Annotated in this window: 20 protein-coding genes; 7 read left to right on the forward strand and 13 right to left on the reverse strand. The window is 59.4% G+C overall.

Features of this window, described 5'->3' with window-relative positions; translation table 11 throughout:
• Window positions 1–235: 235 nt before the first annotated feature.
• The 11 genes from npr to JL05_RS07055 form a co-directional block, all read right to left on the reverse strand.
• Window positions 236–508: a PTS phosphocarrier protein NPr gene (gene npr / locus JL05_RS07005; RefSeq protein WP_004937034.1), complete on the reverse strand. Its 273-nt coding sequence runs from the start codon at window positions 506–508 to the stop codon at window positions 236–238.
• Window positions 505–1,359 (reverse strand): RNase adapter RapZ, encoded by an 855-nt coding sequence (rapZ, locus tag JL05_RS07010; protein WP_015379177.1) that lies wholly within the window; start codon window positions 1,357–1,359, stop codon window positions 505–507. Before rapZ ends, npr begins: the two co-directional genes overlap by 4 nt.
• A 127-nt stretch (window positions 1,360–1,486) precedes the next feature.
• Window positions 1,487–1,948, reverse strand: a complete 462-nt coding sequence (ptsN, locus tag JL05_RS07015; protein ID WP_016930212.1) for a PTS IIA-like nitrogen regulatory protein PtsN — start codon at window positions 1,946–1,948, stop codon at window positions 1,487–1,489.
• 155 nt (window positions 1,949–2,103) lie between these two features.
• Window positions 2,104–2,391, reverse strand: coding sequence for a ribosome hibernation promoting factor (gene hpf, locus JL05_RS07020; protein ID WP_004937038.1), 288 nt, complete (start codon window positions 2,389–2,391; stop codon window positions 2,104–2,106).
• A 23-nt stretch (window positions 2,392–2,414) separates the two neighbouring features.
• Window positions 2,415–3,848, reverse strand: coding sequence for an RNA polymerase factor sigma-54 (gene rpoN / locus JL05_RS07025; RefSeq protein WP_021505109.1), 1,434 nt, complete (start codon window positions 3,846–3,848; stop codon window positions 2,415–2,417).
• A gap of 52 nt (window positions 3,849–3,900) precedes the next feature.
• Window positions 3,901–4,626, reverse strand: coding sequence for an LPS export ABC transporter ATP-binding protein (lptB, locus tag JL05_RS07030; protein WP_004937040.1), 726 nt, complete (start codon window positions 4,624–4,626; stop codon window positions 3,901–3,903).
• A gap of 6 nt (window positions 4,627–4,632) precedes the next feature.
• Complete coding sequence (gene lptA, locus JL05_RS07035) at window positions 4,633–5,172, reverse strand: lipopolysaccharide ABC transporter substrate-binding protein LptA (RefSeq protein ID WP_004937045.1); 540 nt, start codon at window positions 5,170–5,172, stop codon at window positions 4,633–4,635.
• A complete protein-coding gene (gene lptC, locus JL05_RS07040) occupies window positions 5,141–5,719 on the reverse strand; it encodes an LPS export ABC transporter periplasmic protein LptC (protein WP_004937047.1) in 579 nt (192 codons plus the stop codon). Before lptC ends, lptA begins: the two co-directional genes overlap by 32 nt.
• On the reverse strand, window positions 5,716–6,270 hold the full coding sequence (gene kdsC / locus JL05_RS07045) for a 3-deoxy-manno-octulosonate-8-phosphatase KdsC (RefSeq protein ID WP_021505108.1): 555 nt from the start codon (window positions 6,268–6,270) through the stop codon (window positions 5,716–5,718). Before kdsC ends, lptC begins: the two co-directional genes overlap by 4 nt.
• 17 nt (window positions 6,271–6,287) lie before the next feature.
• Complete coding sequence (gene kdsD, locus JL05_RS07050; protein WP_033632015.1) at window positions 6,288–7,274, reverse strand: arabinose-5-phosphate isomerase KdsD; 987 nt, start codon at window positions 7,272–7,274, stop codon at window positions 6,288–6,290.
• A 16-nt stretch (window positions 7,275–7,290) separates the two neighbouring features.
• Complete coding sequence (locus JL05_RS07055; protein WP_033632016.1) at window positions 7,291–8,268, reverse strand: calcium/sodium antiporter; 978 nt, start codon at window positions 8,266–8,268, stop codon at window positions 7,291–7,293.
• 303 nt (window positions 8,269–8,571) lie between these two features.
• On the opposite strand from JL05_RS07055, the gene mlaF reads away from it, so the two are divergent.
• The 7 genes from mlaF to murA all read left to right on the forward strand — a co-directional run bounded on the left by mlaF (window position 8,572) and on the right by murA (window position 13,383).
• On the forward strand, window positions 8,572–9,387 hold the full coding sequence (gene mlaF, locus JL05_RS07060) for a phospholipid ABC transporter ATP-binding protein MlaF (protein WP_004937055.1): 816 nt from the start codon (window positions 8,572–8,574) through the stop codon (window positions 9,385–9,387).
• Window positions 9,388–9,391: 4 nt separating this feature from the next.
• Window positions 9,392–10,174: a lipid asymmetry maintenance ABC transporter permease subunit MlaE gene (gene mlaE / locus JL05_RS07065; RefSeq protein WP_004937059.1), complete on the forward strand. Its 783-nt coding sequence runs from the start codon at window positions 9,392–9,394 to the stop codon at window positions 10,172–10,174.
• Window positions 10,175–10,178: 4 nt separating this feature from the next.
• Window positions 10,179–10,727, forward strand: coding sequence for an outer membrane lipid asymmetry maintenance protein MlaD (gene mlaD / locus JL05_RS07070; RefSeq protein ID WP_004937061.1), 549 nt, complete (start codon window positions 10,179–10,181; stop codon window positions 10,725–10,727).
• Window positions 10,728–10,741: 14 nt separating this feature from the next.
• Window positions 10,742–11,371 carry a phospholipid-binding protein MlaC gene (gene mlaC / locus JL05_RS07075; RefSeq protein ID WP_004937063.1) on the forward strand — a complete coding sequence of 210 codons (630 nt, stop codon included), beginning with the start codon at window positions 10,742–10,744 and terminating at the stop codon, window positions 11,369–11,371.
• The gene (gene mlaB / locus JL05_RS07080) at window positions 11,371–11,673 is read left to right on the forward strand and encodes a lipid asymmetry maintenance protein MlaB (RefSeq protein WP_004937064.1); all 303 of its coding nucleotides are present in this window, start codon (window positions 11,371–11,373) and stop codon (window positions 11,671–11,673) included. Before mlaC ends, mlaB begins: the two co-directional genes overlap by 1 nt.
• Window positions 11,674–11,813: 140 nt before the next feature.
• Entirely contained in the window at window positions 11,814–12,068 is a 255-nt protein-coding gene (ibaG, locus tag JL05_RS07085; RefSeq protein WP_004937066.1) for a BolA family iron metabolism protein IbaG, read from the forward strand.
• Between the two features lie 55 nt (window positions 12,069–12,123).
• Entirely contained in the window at window positions 12,124–13,383 is a 1,260-nt protein-coding gene (gene murA, locus JL05_RS07090; RefSeq protein ID WP_004937068.1) for a UDP-N-acetylglucosamine 1-carboxyvinyltransferase, read from the forward strand.
• Between the two features lie 71 nt (window positions 13,384–13,454).
• On the opposite strand, the gene degS is transcribed toward murA, so the two are convergent.
• Both degS and degQ read right to left on the reverse strand, forming a co-directional pair.
• Window positions 13,455–14,513 (reverse strand): outer membrane-stress sensor serine endopeptidase DegS, encoded by a 1,059-nt coding sequence (gene degS / locus JL05_RS07095; protein WP_004937070.1) that lies wholly within the window; start codon window positions 14,511–14,513, stop codon window positions 13,455–13,457.
• Window positions 14,514–14,601: 88 nt separating this feature from the next.
• Window positions 14,602–15,972: a serine endoprotease DegQ gene (gene degQ, locus JL05_RS07100; RefSeq protein WP_004937072.1), complete on the reverse strand. Its 1,371-nt coding sequence runs from the start codon at window positions 15,970–15,972 to the stop codon at window positions 14,602–14,604.
• Window positions 15,973–16,124: the final 152 nt, after the last annotated feature.

Here is a 16,124-nt window from a genome sequence, read left to right on the forward strand (position 1 = left end):
AGTTCACAAATTGTAAACTTTCCGTTGTCCCACAAGCAAAGCGTGGGGAAACACCCGCCTGTTGTCTGTTTTTGCGTTACACACTATTGCGATTACCAAATCCATGATGTGAATTTACAGGCGGTTACGGCTGATTCTGGAAGCGGATTCGCAAAGTGAGAAACGGGAGGGCTACGTTATGGGAGGGGCGGAGGAACACATGCGCCGAGGCGACGCATGGGGAGAGTTTCAGCGACTAATCTTCATCAAACCCGGAGTTGAACAGCTCGACCACTGCCGCCAGCGCGTTGACTTCGTCGGGGCCGGTCGCTTCGACTTCGATATGCCGGCCCTGGGCGGAGTCCAGCATCAGCAGCGCGATGACGCTGCTGGCTTCGGCCTCGGTGCCGCTTTCGTTGCGCAGCATCACCTCGGCATCGAAGCTTTGCACCAGTTCGAACAGTTTCATCGCCGGGCGCGCGTGCATGCCCAGCTTGTTTTTGATTTCAACCGTCTGTTTGACCGTCATTGTTTACGCTTTTCCAGCGTGCGGTGGCGCGACTGCACGTTCTTGCCGCGCGAGCGGAAGTAATCGGCCAGCTGTTCCGCCACGTACACCGAACGGTGCTTGCCGCCGGTACAGCCGATGGCGACCGTCAGGTAGCTGCGGTTGTTGGTTTCCAGCATCGGCAGCCACTGTTCCAGATAGCTGCGGGTCTGGTAGATGAAGTTGTGCACTTCGGTATGGCGATCGAGGAACGACGCCACCGGTTTGTCCAGGCCGGTCATCGGCCGCAGCTTCGGATCCCAGTGCGGGTTCGGCAGGAAGCGCACGTCGAACACGTAGTCGGCGTCGATCGGGATGCCGTGTTTGAAGCCGAAGGATTCGAACACCATGGTCAGTTCGCGCTCGCGCTTGCCCAGCAGGCGGGTGCGCAGCATTTCGGCCAGTTCGTGCACCGACATTTCCGAGGTGTCGATAATCAGGTCCGCCCGCGAGCGCAGCGGTTCGAGCAGATCGCTCTCTTCGTCGATGGCGCTTTCCAGCGACAGGTTTTTGCTGGAGAGCGGGTGCAGGCGGCGGGTGTCGCTGTAACGGCGGATCAGCGTGTTGCGATCGGCGTCGAGGAACAGCAGCTGCGGCGAGAAGCTGTCCGGCAGCTGAGTCATCGCGTATTCGAACACTTCCGGTGATTCCGGCATGTTGCGCACGTCGATGCTGACCGCCGCGGAGATATTGCGTTCCGCCAGCGTATTGGCGAGCTGCGGCAGCAGCACCACCGGCAGGTTGTCAACGCAGTAAAAACCCATGTCTTCCAGCGCCCGCAAGGCGACGGATTTTCCGGAACCGGAACGGCCGCTGACAATCATCAGCACCATGTGGCAACTCCCCTGGCATCGCGGCGGCGTTCATCGCCACCGTTAAACTTTGTTATTCCGGCCGCAGCCGGATCCATCATCGTAAAACAGTATCGTTATCCGGGCTGGAAGTCACGCCGGCCGGGCATCACTCGGTGATGATTTGGTAAAGTTCTTCGTCGCTCTGCGCGGCGCGCAGGCGGCGGCATACGGTTTTGTCGGCCAGGCGTTTGGCGACCAGCGACAGCGTATGCAAATGGGTTTTGCACTGATCGGCAGGCACCAGCAGCGCGAACAGCAGGTCGACCGGCTGGTTGTCGATAGCGTCGAAAGCGATGGGTTGGTCGAGACGGATAAACACGCCAACGGCCCGCAGTGTGTCCTCTTCCAGTTTGCCGTGGGGAATGGCGATACCGTTGCCGATACCGGTGCTGCCCATGCGCTCCCGGGTGAGAACCGCGTCAAACACCACCTGCGAAGGCAGGTTGAGCTGTTTGGCGGCCAGTTCGCTGATAATTTCCAAAGCCCGCTTCTTGCTGGTGCAGTGTACCGAGCTTTTGGTGCACTCGATGTTTAACACCGAGCTTAATTGCATATATTCGTTGTTCATCTCATCTTCACTTAAAACCGCGCCGCCGGGCGAACCCGGCAAGGCGGTTTTTCGTCGGTTTTAACCCTGATTACCGTTCGGCGCGTCACCCATGCGGGTCACGCGCCGAAGGGTGAGGCGGCGACGGATGCCGCCTCATGGAATGGGTTAGGGTGTCAGTGTTGCTTCAATTTGTCTTTATGTTTGTTCAATTGACGTGCCAATTTGTCGATCAGCGTATCAATTGCGGCATACATATTCTCGTCTTCCGAGGTGGCGTGCAACTCGCCTCCATTCACGTGCACCGTTGCTTCCGCAATTTGCTGCACTTTTTCCACACTTAATACAACATACACCTGATTGATGCGATCAAAGTACTGTTCGAGTTTGGCGAACTTGTTGTTCACGAACTCGCGCAACGGATCGGTGATTTCGATGTGGTGTCCGGTAATGTTGAGCTGCATAGTGTCTTCCTTCTCAATAGAGGTCAAACCAACTGTTTACGCTGGTTCGACGGCGGGATGGACAAAGACTCTCGGTACTTGGCGACGGTGCGCCGCGCCACGATGATCCCCTGATCGGCGAGCAGGGTGGCCAGCTTGCTGTCGCTGAGTGGTTTGGCGGGGTTTTCCGCCGCAATCAATTTCTTCACCAACGCGCGGATCGCCGTCGAGGAGGCTTCGCCGCCGCTGTCGGTATTCACGTGGCTGGAGAAGAAATATTTCAATTCGAAAATGCCGCGCGGGCTGTGCAGAAACTTCTGCGTGGTGACGCGCGAGATCGTCGATTCATGCATCTCCACGGCCTGGGCGATATCCGCCAGCACCATGGGTTTCATAAACTCTTCGCCTTGCTCGAAGAACGCCTGCTGTTGATCGACGATGCAGCGGGTGACCTTCAGCAGCGTCTCATTGCGGCTCTCCAGGCTTTTAATCAGCCACTTGGCTTCCTGCAGGTTGCTGCGGATGAACTGGCCGTCGGCTTCACTGCGGGCGCTGTTGCCCAGCGCGGCGTATTGCTGATTGATCTTCAAACGCGGCACGCTGTCGCCGTTGAGCTCGACCGTCCATTTGTTCTGCGTCTTGCGCACCAGCACGTCCGGAATCACGTATTCCGATTCGCCGGTATTGATCGACTGCCCCGGGCGCGGATCGAGCGACTGAATCAGCAGCATCGCTTCTTTCAGTGTATCTTCTTTTAGCCGGGTTGATCGCATCAGGCTGCGAAAGTCGTGGTTGGCCAGCAGATCCAGATGGTCGCTGATGATCAGCCGCGCTTCGGCCAGGTAAGGGGTGTCTTTGGCGTATTGGGAGAGCTGCACCAGCAGGCAATCGCGCAGATCGCGCGCGGCGACGCCGATCGGATCGAAACGCTGCACGCGCTTCAACACCGCCTCGACTTCCTCGAGGGTCACGTTTTCGTCGCCCAGGCTTTCCAGAATGTCTTCCAGCGGCACGGTGAGATAGCCGGTGTCGTCCACCGCGTCGACGATGGAGGTGGCGATGGCGGCGTCGGTATCGGAAAACGGCGTCAGATCCACCTGCCACATCAGGTAATCCTGCAGCGTTTGGGTGGTCTCGCCCTGATAGACCGGCAGCTCGTCGTCGCTGTAGTCGGTGCCGGTGCCGGACGGCGTGCCCGCGGTATAGATTTCATCCCACGTGGCGTCCAGCGGCAGCTCTTCCGGCATGTCTTTCTGCTCCAAGGCCTCGCGGGTATCGAGCCCCTCGGTCTCCTGGGTTTCTTTGGCGTCGATTTCGTCGTGCAGATCGGTCTGTTCAAGCAGCGGATTGCTCTCCAGCGCCAGCTGGATCTCTTGCTGAAGCTCAAGCGTGGACAACTGCAGCAGGCGGATCGCCTGCTGGAGCTGAGGAGTCATGGCCAGCTGTTGACTGAGCCTGAGTTGCAAACCTTGCTTCATAGTTTTCTGTCTACTTCCGTTAACGGTGTCGCCCCGCAGGGCGCGCCGGCGCTTAGAGGCGGAACTCTTCGCCCAGATAAACGCGTTTAACCTGCTCGTCGGCCAGAATAGCATCCGGCGTGCCGTGGGCAATCAGTTTGCCCTGGCTGACGATGTAGGCGCGTTCACATACGTCCAGCGTCTCGCGCACGTTGTGGTCGGTGATCAGCACGCCCAGGCCGCTGTCACGCAGGTGCTCGATGATTTTTTTGATGTCGATAACGGAAATCGGATCCACCCCGGCGAAGGGTTCGTCCAGCAGAATGAATTTCGGGTTGGCCGCCAGCGCGCGGGCGATTTCGACGCGGCGGCGTTCACCGCCGGACAGCGCCTGGCCGAGGCTGTCGCGCAGATGGGAGATATGGAACTCTTCCATCAGCTCCTTGGCGCGGTCTTCGCGCTGTTCGCTGGTGAGGTCGGGGCGAATCTCCAGCACCGCCATCAGGTTGTCGTACACGCTCAGGCGGCGGAAGATCGACGCTTCCTGCGGCAGGTAACCAATACCGCGGCGCGCGCGGGCGTGCAGCGGCAGCAGGCTGATGTCTTCTTCGTCGATCACGATGCGCCCGGCGTCGCGCGGCACGATGCCGACCACCATGTAGAAGGTGGTGGTTTTACCCGCACCGTTCGGGCCGAGCAGGCCGACGATCTCGCCGGATTTCACTTTCAGGCTGACGTCTTCGACAACTTTACGGCCCTTGTAGGCTTTCGCCAGGTTTTCTGCGATGAGTGTTGCCATAAGTGATTAGTTACTCTTTTTTTGCTCGTTTTTGTCTTGCAACTGCGACGGTACCAGAACCGTTGTCACGCGTTTGCCTTTATCGCTAAACGCCTGCATTTGCTGCTGTTGCACCAGATAGGTGATGCGATCGCCTTTCACGTTGCTGTCGAGCTGCTCCAGATAGGCGTTGCCCGTCAGGGTCACCAGCTGGGTCGCCACGTCGTAACGCACTTTCTGCGCGTGGCCTTTGACCGGCTTGCCGCTGTCCTGCATCTGGTAGAAGGTTACCGGGTTGCCGAACGCTTCAATATAGGTCTTATTCTGATCCCCGCCCGGGCGGGTGACCACCACCTTGTCGGCGCGAATATCGATGGTGCCCTGTTTGATCACCACGTTGTCGGTGAAGGTGCTGACGTTGCTTTGCATGTCCAACGACTGCTTGAGCGAGTCAATGCTGACCGGCTGGCTGGAGTCGGATTTCAGCGCCAGAGCGGGGGCGCTGGCGGCCAAAACTAAGCTGCCGAGCAACAGGTTACGGAGTTGGTTTTTGGTTCTGAATTTCATAGTTGGTCTTAACCTTATCAATCAGCTCAGCGGTTTTGGTCCGCAGGTTCCCACGCATTTTCATGCCGTTAGAGGTAAAATTGGTCCCGTAAAGCGTGACTTCGTCATCGGAGGTGACGTCCTGGGTGACCAGGTTTACCTGAGCGTTGTCCGTCTTAATTTTTTCCAGCTGCGAGGTGGTGGTCAGGCTGTTCACCTCGACGTGACCATACAGATACAGCATTCGGTCTTTAGTCAGTTTGGCGCGATCGGCGCGAACTGACCAGGTGGCCACCGCATTCTCATCGAACAGCGTCATCACTGGCTGGGTGAACCAGCTCAGCTCGCCGGCGGTGTAATACTTCGCGTCTTCCGCCACCAGTTTGTAATTCAGCTTGCCGGCCGGGTTGTACACCACGGTGACCGTGTGCTGGCTCTGGTAGGTCGGATCCTGATCGTTGACCGGGCCAGGGGCCGTGTCGTCGCTGAAGTCCGTCATGTTCCAGCCGATCAGCGCCAGAACGATCACCGTCAACAGGATGGTGATCCACAGTTTGGTTTTACTCATATCGACAGCCCTTTGGCGTCCTCCAGCTTATTTTGAGCCAAAAGAATGATGTCGCACAGTTCGCGCACCGCGCCGCGGCCGCCGGCAATGCGGGTGACGTAGTGGGCGCGCGGCGTCAGCAGCGGATGGGCGTCCGCCACCGCGACCGCCAGGCCGACCTGCGCCATCACCGGCCAGTCGATCAGGTCATCGCCGATATAGGCGACCTGATCCGCCGTTAACGACAGTTTATCCAACAGTTCGCGGAAGGCCAAAAGCTTATCGGACTGCCCCTGATACAGATGGGTGATGCCGAGCGTCTGCGCGCGGTCCTCCAGCAGCTTGGCGGAGCGCCCGGTGATGATCGCCACCTCGATGTCTGAGGTTTTCAAGCAGCGGATGCCGTAGCCGTCGCGCACGTTGAACGCCTTCAGTTCTTCACCGTTGTTGCCCATGAAGATCAGGCCGTCCGACAGCACGCCGTCAACGTCGCAAATCAACAGGCGGATGTTCCCGGCACGCGCCATAACCTCTTGTTCTACCGGCCCGTAGCAGGTTTCTACCATACCCATTCCGTTCTATTCCTTAATTAAACGACGCCGGCGCGCAGCATGTCATGCATATGTACCACACCCAGCAACTGGTCGCCATCGGCAACCAGCAGCGCGGTGATGTGGCGTTGTTGCATCAGGTTCAATGCATCGACCGCCAGGAGGTTGGGGCGCACCCGCACGCCGCCCGGCGTCATGACATCGGCAATCTTCGCCTCGTGCAGGTTGATGCCCATGTCGAACACCCGGCGCAGGTCGCCATCGGTAAAGATGCCGGCGATTTTCATCAGATCGTCGCAGATCACCGTCAGGCCCAGATTTTTGCGGGTGATTTCCAGCAACGCGTCGCGCAACGAGGCGTCGGCGCTGACGTGGGGGATTTCATCGCCGCTGTGCATGATATCGCTAACCCGCAGCAGCAGTTTGCGGCCGAGTGCGCCGCCCGGATGCGACAGCGCGAAATCTTCCGGCGTGAAACCGCGCGCTTTCAGCAGCGCGACGGCCAGCGCATCGCCCATCACCAGCGTGGCGGTGGTGCTGGTGGTCGGCGCCAGCCCCAGCGGGCAGGCTTCCTGCGGCACCTTGATGCACAGGTGGATATCCGCCGCTTTACCCATCGAGCTTTCCGGATTGTTAGTCATACAGATGAGGGTGATCTGTTGGCGTTTCAACACCGGGATCAGCGCCAGGATCTCGCTGGACTCGCCGGAGTTGGAGATGGCGAGCACGATGTCCTGCGGGGTGACCATGCCCAAATCGCCATGGCTGGCCTCCGCAGGATGAACGAAGAATGAGGGCGTGCCGGTGCTGGCGAAGGTGGCGGCGATCTTGCAGCCGATGTGGCCGGATTTGCCCATGCCCATCACCACCACTTTGCCGCCGCAGGCGGCGATGGTTTCGCAGGCGCGGGTGAAGTCTGCGTTGATGTAGCTGTCGAGCTGAGCCAGCCCTTCACGCTCTATCTGAAGCACTTCTTTGCCGGCCTGTTGAAAATCGAAGCCCGGTTGCAACTCAATGTTCGACATACTCATTCCCGTCGGTTTAGCCGAAAGTACTGAAAGGGTTAAAGAACAGCACCGCAAGATACGCAATAAAGCCGCATAATAACAGCGCGCCCGCCAGGTGGCCGATGCGATGTTTGCGGCCGATGCACAGCACGCTCAGCAGCACGCTGGCCGCCAGCATCACCCAGTAATCGCGCTGGAAGGCGGCGGTGTCTACGCTGCCCGGCGACAGCAGGGCGGGTACGCCCAGCACGATCACCGTGTTGAAAATATTGGAGCCGATGATATTGCCAATCGCCATATCATCCTCGCCCTTGAGCGCCCCGGCGATGGAGGTGGCCAGTTCGGGCAGGCTGGTGCCGATGGCGATAATGGTCAAACCGACCACCAGTTCGCTCAGACCGAAATAGTGCGCGATCACCGTCGCGTTATCGACCACCATTCTTGAAGAGAGCGGCAGAATGATAAACGCCAGCACCAGCCACAGCACGGCCACGGTATTGCTGCTGTCCTGCGGCAGCTCGGCGATCTGCTCCATGGTCAGGCTGTCGCTGCCCTCGCGCTGCGCCAGCCGGGCGATTTTCAGCATCAGCAGGATGAAGCCGGCGGCGGCGGCCAGTAGCAGCACGCCGTCCAGCCTGCTCAGGGTGCCGTCCACCAACACGAAACCGCATAATACTGTGACCGCTAACATCAGCGGCAGTTCGCGCCGCAGTATCTCAGAGCGCGCGGCCAGCGGGTGAATCAACGCCGCCACGCCCAGGATCAATAAAATGTTGGTGATGTTGGAACCTAATACGTTGCCAACGGCCATATCTATCTGCCCGTTCAGCGCGGCGGTGGTGGACACGATCAGCTCCGGCAGCGAAGTGCCGATGCCGACGATGGTCATGCCGATGATCAGCGGCGGTACGCCGAGCGAGCGGGAAATCACGGCAGCACCATAAACTAAGCGGTCTGCACCGTACACCAGTAGAAATAAACCAACGATTAATAATGCTATCGCGAGAAACATGCAGGGTCCTTTGTCGGGTATTATCCCGGTTCGTTGGTTAAAGCCGTCAATGCGGCGGTATTGCTTGCCCTCCGTTGCGCGCGTTTGAGCCGCAGCAACGGTTTTCCCCGGCTCATAGTTGAACAGTTTCGTTTTTTTTCGTTATGGCGCCAATTTTGACCGGGTGGCGCGGAAAAGTAAAACCAATGGCACCATTGGTTGCGAAATGGCAGTAAGTTTTTGTAAAGATGAGACGGATTGCGCCCATTGCTTTAACATCACGGGTAGATTCAGCAAAAGATGAGTCGTAAAGGGTCCATTAACATGCTCCAAAAGGCAGATAATTTGGTCGAAGTGCGCGACATGAGCTTCTCGCGCGGCGACCGACGGATATTTGAAGACATCAACCTGACGGTGCCCCGCGGTAAGGTCACGGCGATCATGGGGCCATCAGGCATCGGCAAAACCACGCTGCTGCGCCTGATCGGCGGCCAGCTGGCGCCGGACAGCGGGGAGATTTGGTTCGACGGCGACAACATTCCCGCGTTGTCCCGCCGTCAGTTATACGACGCGCGCAAAAAGATGAGCATGCTGTTCCAGTCGGGCGCGCTGTTTACCGATTTGACCGTATTCGAAAACGTGGCCTACCCGCTGCGCGAGCACAGCAACCTGCCGGAGCCTTTGTTGCGCAGTACGGTGCTGATGAAGCTGGAAGCGGTGGGGCTGCGCGGCGCGGCCCAGCTGATGCCCAATGAGCTTTCCGGCGGCATGGCGCGCCGGGCGGCGTTGGCGCGCGCGATCGCGCTGGACCCGGAGATGATCATGTTCGACGAACCCTTCGTTGGCCAGGATCCGATCACCATGGGGGTGCTGGTCAAGCTGATCGACGAGCTGAACCATGCGCTGGGCATTACCTGCATCGTGGTGTCGCACGACGTGCCGGAGGTGCTGAGCATCGCCGACTACGCCTACATCGTGGCCGACAACCGGGTGATCGCCGAAGGCACCACACAGCAATTGCAGAACAATCCTGATGCGCGCGTGCGCCAGTTCCTGGATGGTATAGCGGATGGGCCGGTGCCGTTCCGCTATCCGGCCGGGGATTATCAGACCGAACTGCTAGGCTTAGGGAGTAAATAAGCTCATGTTATTAAGAGCGTTAGCGTCGTTGGGGCGCAGTGGCATCAACACCAGCGCCAGCTTCGGCCGCGCCGGGTTGATGCTGTTCAACGCGTTGATTGGCCGGCCGGAACCCGGCAAGCAGTGGCCGCTATTGTTGAAACAGCTCTACAGCGTCGGCGTGCAGTCGCTACTGATCATCATGGTCTCCGGGCTGTTTATCGGCATGGTGCTGGGCCTGCAGGGCTATATCGTGCTCACCACCTACAGCGCCGAGGCCAGCCTTGGCATGATGGTGGCGCTGTCGCTGCTGCGCGAGCTGGGGCCGGTGGTCACGGCGCTGCTGTTCGCCGGCCGCGCCGGTTCCGCACTCACGGCGGAAATCGGCCTGATGAAGGCGACGGAGCAGATCTCCAGCCTGGAAATGATGGCGGTCGATCCGCTGCGGCGCATCGTGGCGCCGCGCTTCTGGGCCGGGCTTATCAGCATGCCGCTGCTGACCATCATCTTCGTGGCGATCGGCATTTGGGGCGGTTCGGTGGTCGGCGTGGACTGGAAGGGCATCGACAGCGGCTTCTTCTGGTCGGCGATGCAGGGCGCCGTGGAGTGGAAAAAAGATCTGCTCAACTGCCTGATCAAAAGCGTGGTATTCGCCATTACCGTAACCTGGATTGCCATTTTCAATGGGTACGACGCCGTGCCTACCTCTGAAGGGATTAGCCGGGCGACGACGCGTACCGTGGTGCATTCGTCACTGGCGGTGTTGGGATTGGATTTCGTGCTGACCGCACTGATGTTTGGGAATTGATTCGATGCAAACGAAGAAGAGTGAAATCTGGGTTGGGGCATTTATGCTGATCGCGCTGTGCGCCATCGTGTTTATCTGCCTGCAGGTGGCGAACCTTAAATCGATCGGCAGCGAGCCGACCTACCGCATTTACGCGACGTTCGACAACATCGGCGGCCTGAAACCGCGTTCGCCGGTGAAAATTGGCGGCGTGGTGATCGGCCGCGTGGCGGACATCGAACTCGATTCGAAAACCTACACGCCGCGCGTAGCGCTGGATATCCAGAAAAAGTACGACCAAATCCCGGATACCAGCTCGCTGGCGATCCGCACCTCCGGCCTGCTGGGCGAGCAATATCTGGCGCTTAACGTGGGCTTTGAAGATCCTGATATGGGCACCACCATCCTGAAAGATGGCGGCACCATTCAGGACACCAAATCAGCCATGGTTCTGGAAGACCTGATCGGCCAGTTCCTGTATAAAAGCGGCGGTCAGGACAGCGCCAAATCGGGAGACGCGGCCGCTGAGCCGGCTGCCGGCGCCGCACCGCAACCCGCTGTTCCAAATCATTAAGAGAGGATACCTGCATGTTTAAACGTTTACTGATGGTGGCTCTGCTGGTGGTTGCACCGCTGGCGAGCGCAGCCGACCAAACCAATCCCTACAGCATGATGCAAGAAGCGGCGCAGAAGACTTTCAGCCGTTTGAAGAACGAACAGCCGAAGATCAAGCAGGACCCGAACTACCTGCGTGCCATCGTGCATCAGGAACTGATGCCGTTCGTGCAGGTGAAATACGCCGGCGCGCTGGTGCTGGGGCGTTACTACAAAGAGGCAACGCCTGCGCAGCGCGAAGCTTACTTCACCGCCTTCCAGGCTTACCTGGAGCAGGCTTACGGCCAGGCGCTGGCGATGTATCACGGCCAGACTTACCAGATCGCGCCTGAACAGCCGCTGGGCAATGCCGACATCGTGGCTATTCGCGTCACCATCATCGACAACGGCGGCCGCCCGCCGGTGCGTCTGGATTTCCAATGGCGCAAGAACAGCAAAACCGGCTACTGGCAGGCGTATGACATGATCGCCGAAGGCGTCAGCATGATCACCACCAAGCAAAATGAGTGGGCGTCTACGCTGCGTACTCAGGGCATCGACGGCCTGACCAAGCAGCTGCAGGCCGCCGCCGCGCAGCCTATCACGCTGGACAAGAAAAACTGATGTCGGCAGCGCTCAGCTTCGAATCAGAGCGGCAGACGCTGATCCTGCGCGGTGAACTGGACCGGGAAACGCTGCAGCCGCTGTGGCGGCAGCGCGCCGCGCTGATGGCGGATAAAACCGCGATCGACGTGGCGCAACTGCAGCGCGTGGACTCCGCCGGGCTGGCGCTGTTGCTGCATCTGCAGGAAGAGCAGCGCCAACGCGGCGTAGCGCTGAAAATTTTCGGCGCTACCGAGCGCCTGAAAACGCTGATCGCGCTCTACAACCTGCAGGCGATAATGCCTGTCGATACCGCCGGTTAGCGGCGTTTTACGCCGCTCTTGCGTGGTAAAACGATACAAAGCCCCTGTTATGCAGGGGCTTTTTCTTTAGTTTAAGAAAACATCGTATTCCACTAAGATACTAGGCTGTTTATGATCCTTTAGCGGCAGAACTGGATACTATGGAAACCAACGAGATTAAAGACGTGCTGATGCAGGCATTGGCACTGGATGAAGTACATGTGACGGGCGACGGTAGCCATTTTCAGGCGATCGTGGTCGGTGAACTGTTCGCCGGCATGAGCCGCGTCAAAAAACAGCAGACGGTTTACGCACCGCTGATGGAATACATTGCGGACAACCGCATTCATGCCTTGTCTATTAAGGCGTACACCCCTGAAGAGTGGCAGCGAGACCGCAAACTCAACGGATTTTAAGGCTGTTTGCCCTGCCGGGCGGGCAGCTTCAGATTAGATAACAGAGAGTAGTCAGATGGATAAATTTCGTGTGCAGGGTCGGACCCGCCTGAGCGGTGAAGTGTCTATTTCCGGGGCCAAAAACGCCGCCCTGCCGATCCTGTTCGCCGCCCTGTTGGCGGAAGAGCCGGTCGAGCTGCAGAATGTCCCCAAGCTGAAGGACATCGACACTACCATTAAACTACTCAACCAGTTGGGTACCAAGATTGAGCGCAACGGTTCGGTCTTCGTGGACGCCAGCGGCGTGAACGAGTTTTGCGCCCCTTACGATCTGGTGAAAACCATGCGCGCTTCCATTTGGGCGTTGGGGCCGCTGGTGGCGCGTTTCGGCCGCGGTCAGGTTTCCCTGCCGGGCGGCTGCGCGATTGGCGCGCGTCCGGTCGATCTGCACATCACCGGCCTGGAGCAGTTGGGTGCCGAGATCAAGCTGGAAGAAGGCTACGTCAAGGCGTCCGTCGAGGGCCGCCTGAAGGGCGCGCACATCGTCATGGACAAGGTGAGCGTGGGCGCGACCGTGACCATCATGAGCGCCGCGACCCTGGCGACCGGCACCACCGTTATCGAAAACGCCGCGCGTGAGCCGGAAATTGTCGATACCGCCAACTTCCTCAACACGCTGGGCGCGAAGATCAGCGGCGCCGGCAGCGACAAGATCACCATCGAGGGCGTCGAGCGTCTGGGCGGCGGCGTGTACCGCGTGCTGCCTGACCGCATCGAGACCGGCACCTTCCTGATCGCCGCCGCGGTTTCCGGCGGCAAAGTGATGTGCCGCAACACCCGTCCGGACACGCTGGATGCGGTGTTGGCCAAGCTGCGCGAAGCCGGTGCCGATATCGAAGTGGGCGAAGACTGGATCAGCCTGGACATGCACGGCAAGCGCCCGAAAGCGGTCACCGTGCGCACCGCGCCGCACCCGGGCTTCCCGACCGACATGCAGGCCCAGTTCAGCCTGCTGAACCTGGTGGCGGAAGGCACCGGCGTTATCACCGAAACCATCTTCGAAAACCGCTTCATGCACGTGCCGGAACTGATCCGCATGGGCGCACACGCGGAGATCGAGAGCAACACCGTGATCTGCCATGGCGTTGAACAGCTGTCCGGCGCTCAGGTGATGGCGACCGATCTGCGCGCTTCCGCCAGCCTGGTGATCGCCGGCTGCATCGCCGACGGCGTGACCGTTGTCGATCGCATCTATCACATCGATCGCGGCTATGAGCGTATTGAAGACAAGCTGCGTGCGCTGGGTGCGAACATCGAGCGCGTGAAAGGCGAGTAAGCCATTAGCGCCGGCGCGGCTGCGTCGGCAGGATGAATAGCAAAGGGCCGGCTATCAATGCCGGCCCTTTTTTAATTGCTGTCTTCCGGGAATTCACCCACCGTCATTTTCAACGTAATGCGTTTGCCGTCGCGCAGCACGATAACCGGTATCTCGGTGCCCGGCCTGATCTCCGCCACCTGGTCCATGGTTTCCAGCACGGATACCGCCGGTTTGTTATCCACGTTGATGATGATGTCGTTGATCTGGAAACCGGCGTTGCTCGCCGGGCCGTTCGGCGTAATTTCGGTCACGATGATGCCCTGCAGGCGATCGATGCCGGAATTGGAGGGGCGCAGCGGAATGATCTCCTTGCCCTGAATGCCGAAATAGCCACGGATCACGCGGCCGTCGCGGATCAGCTTGTCCATGATCTTGGTAGCCAGTTCGATCGGGATCGCAAAGCCTAGGCCTTCCGGCGTTTCGCCGTCGGTGATTTTGTCATAGGTCAGGGTGTTGATACCGATCAGCTCACCCAGCGAGTTGACCAGCGCGCCGCCGGAGTTGCCGCGGTTGATTGAGGCGTCGGTCTGCAGAAACGTCTGCCGGCCGGTGGTGCTCATACTGATGCGCCCGGTAGCGCTGAGGATGCCCTGAGTCACGGTTTGCCCCAGGTTATAGGGGTTGCCGATCGCCAGCACCACGTCGCCGACGTGGGCAACGCGATTTTTATTGGTCGGGATCACCGGCAGGTTGCCGGGATCGATCTTCAGCACCGCCAGGTCGGTCAGGCCGTCGGAGCCGACCAGCAGCGCTTCATAGCGGCGGCCATCCTGCAACACCACGGTGATCTGCTGAGCGTCTTTGATCACGTGGCGGTTGGTGATGATGTAGCCGCGTTCGTTCATGATCACGCCGGAACCGAGCGACAGCACGTTGGCGGCGCCGTTCAGGTTGCGGTTGTAGATGTTCACCACGGCAGGGGCGGCGCGGCGCACCGCCTTGTTGTAGCTCACCGGCGTTTCGTCGCTGGTATTCTCGGTTTTCTCTGCAAACAGGCCGTTGGAAGAGCGCAGCATGGGCAGGGCGGCCAACAGAAGGCCGGCAACGATGAGACCGATAACGACAGAACGCAAGAGCTTAGCAAACATGGAGTTTTCGTGGTGTGGTGAACGATGTTCGGAGGATAGCATGAGTTAACCGGGCGCAGTATGTCACCGAGCCCGGTTTTTGCACAAATTAACGCAGCAGCAGATAAATGGTTTCGTTACCGCGCACGATATTGAGCGCCATCACCGGTGGCTTGGCTTCCAGCACCTTGCGCAGCGCGGTGATACTGTCCACGCGCTGGCGGTTGACGCCGATGATCACGTCGCCTTTTTGCAGGCCGATTTGCGCCGCCGTCGAGCCTTTATCCACGTTCTCCACCTTCACGCCCTTGTCGCCGCTCGGCAGCGCGCCGTTGCTGAGGGATACCCCCTGCAGCGCCGGCGACAGCGTTTCGGCATTGGTCGAGGCGCTCTCGCTGTTGTCCAGCGTGACCGAGACTTCCTGCGGTTTACCGTCGCGCAGCAGGCCTACCTTGAGGGTTTTGCCCGGCGCGGTGGTGCCGACCTTGGCGCGCAGTTCGGCAAAGCTGTTCACCGGTTTGCCGTCGACGGAAACCAGAATATCCCCGGCTTTGATGCCGGCCTTGGCGGCGGCGGATTTCGGCAACACTTCGCTGACGAAGGCGCCGCGCTGCGCGTCGGTGTTGAAGGCTTTGGCCATGTCCGGGGTCATTTCACTGCCCTTGATGCCAAGCAGGCCGCGTTTCACTTCGCCGAATTCGATCAGCTGCTGGCTCAGGTTCTGCGCCATATTGCTCGGAATGGCGAAGCCGATGCCGACGTTGCCGCCGCTCGGCGCCAGAATGGCGGTATTGATGCCGATCAGTTCGCCGTTCAGGTTAACCAGCGCGCCACCGGAGTTGCCGCGGTTGATGGAGGCGTCGGTCTGAATGAAGTTTTCCAGCCCTTCCAGATTCAGGCCGGTGCGGCCCAGCGCCGAGATGATGCCGGAGGTGGCGGTTTGGCCCAGGCCGAACGGGTTGCCGACCGCCACGGCGAAGTCGCCGACGCGCAGTTGGTCGGAATCGGCCATCTTGATGGCGGTCAGGTTTTTGGTATCGCTGAGCTGCAGCAGGGCGATGTCGGACTGTTCATCGCGCCCGACCAGCTTGGCGTCCAGCTCACGGCCGTCGTTCAACTGTACGCGGATTTTATCGGCGTTGTTGATGACGTGGTTGTTGGTCAGCACGTAGCCCTTGGCGGCGTCGATGATCACGCCGGAGCCCAACCCCTCAAACGGGCGGGAACTCTGCTGTTGACCGGGGAAGTTGGGGCCGAAGAAGCGTCTGAACTCTTCCGGCAACTGTTGACGCTGCACCTGGGTGCCAGCGACATGCACGCTCACGACGGCGGGCAAGACTTTTTCCAGCATCGGCGCCAGGCTCGGCAGCGGCTGCCCCTGCACGGCGACGGGCAGGGCCGCGTTGGCCGCCGGTGCGGCGCTGAGCGCCAGACCGAGGCTCATTGCCAATGCACTAAGAATTAACGACTTTTTCTTCATTGATGATAACTCTCTCAATACCTGCCGATGAAAATTTGATGATAAGGCAATCGCCTTGTCATAGTGAAGGGTAAGACCGTGAATTTGCGTGCAAAGTTCAGTAAAGGTAATGCGAAGGAAGGTCAATATGGCACAAACGGGATTAAACCCGC

The organism is Serratia nematodiphila DZ0503SBS1 (assembly GCF_000738675.1).
GTDB lineage: Bacteria > Pseudomonadota > Gammaproteobacteria > Enterobacterales > Enterobacteriaceae > Serratia > Serratia nematodiphila.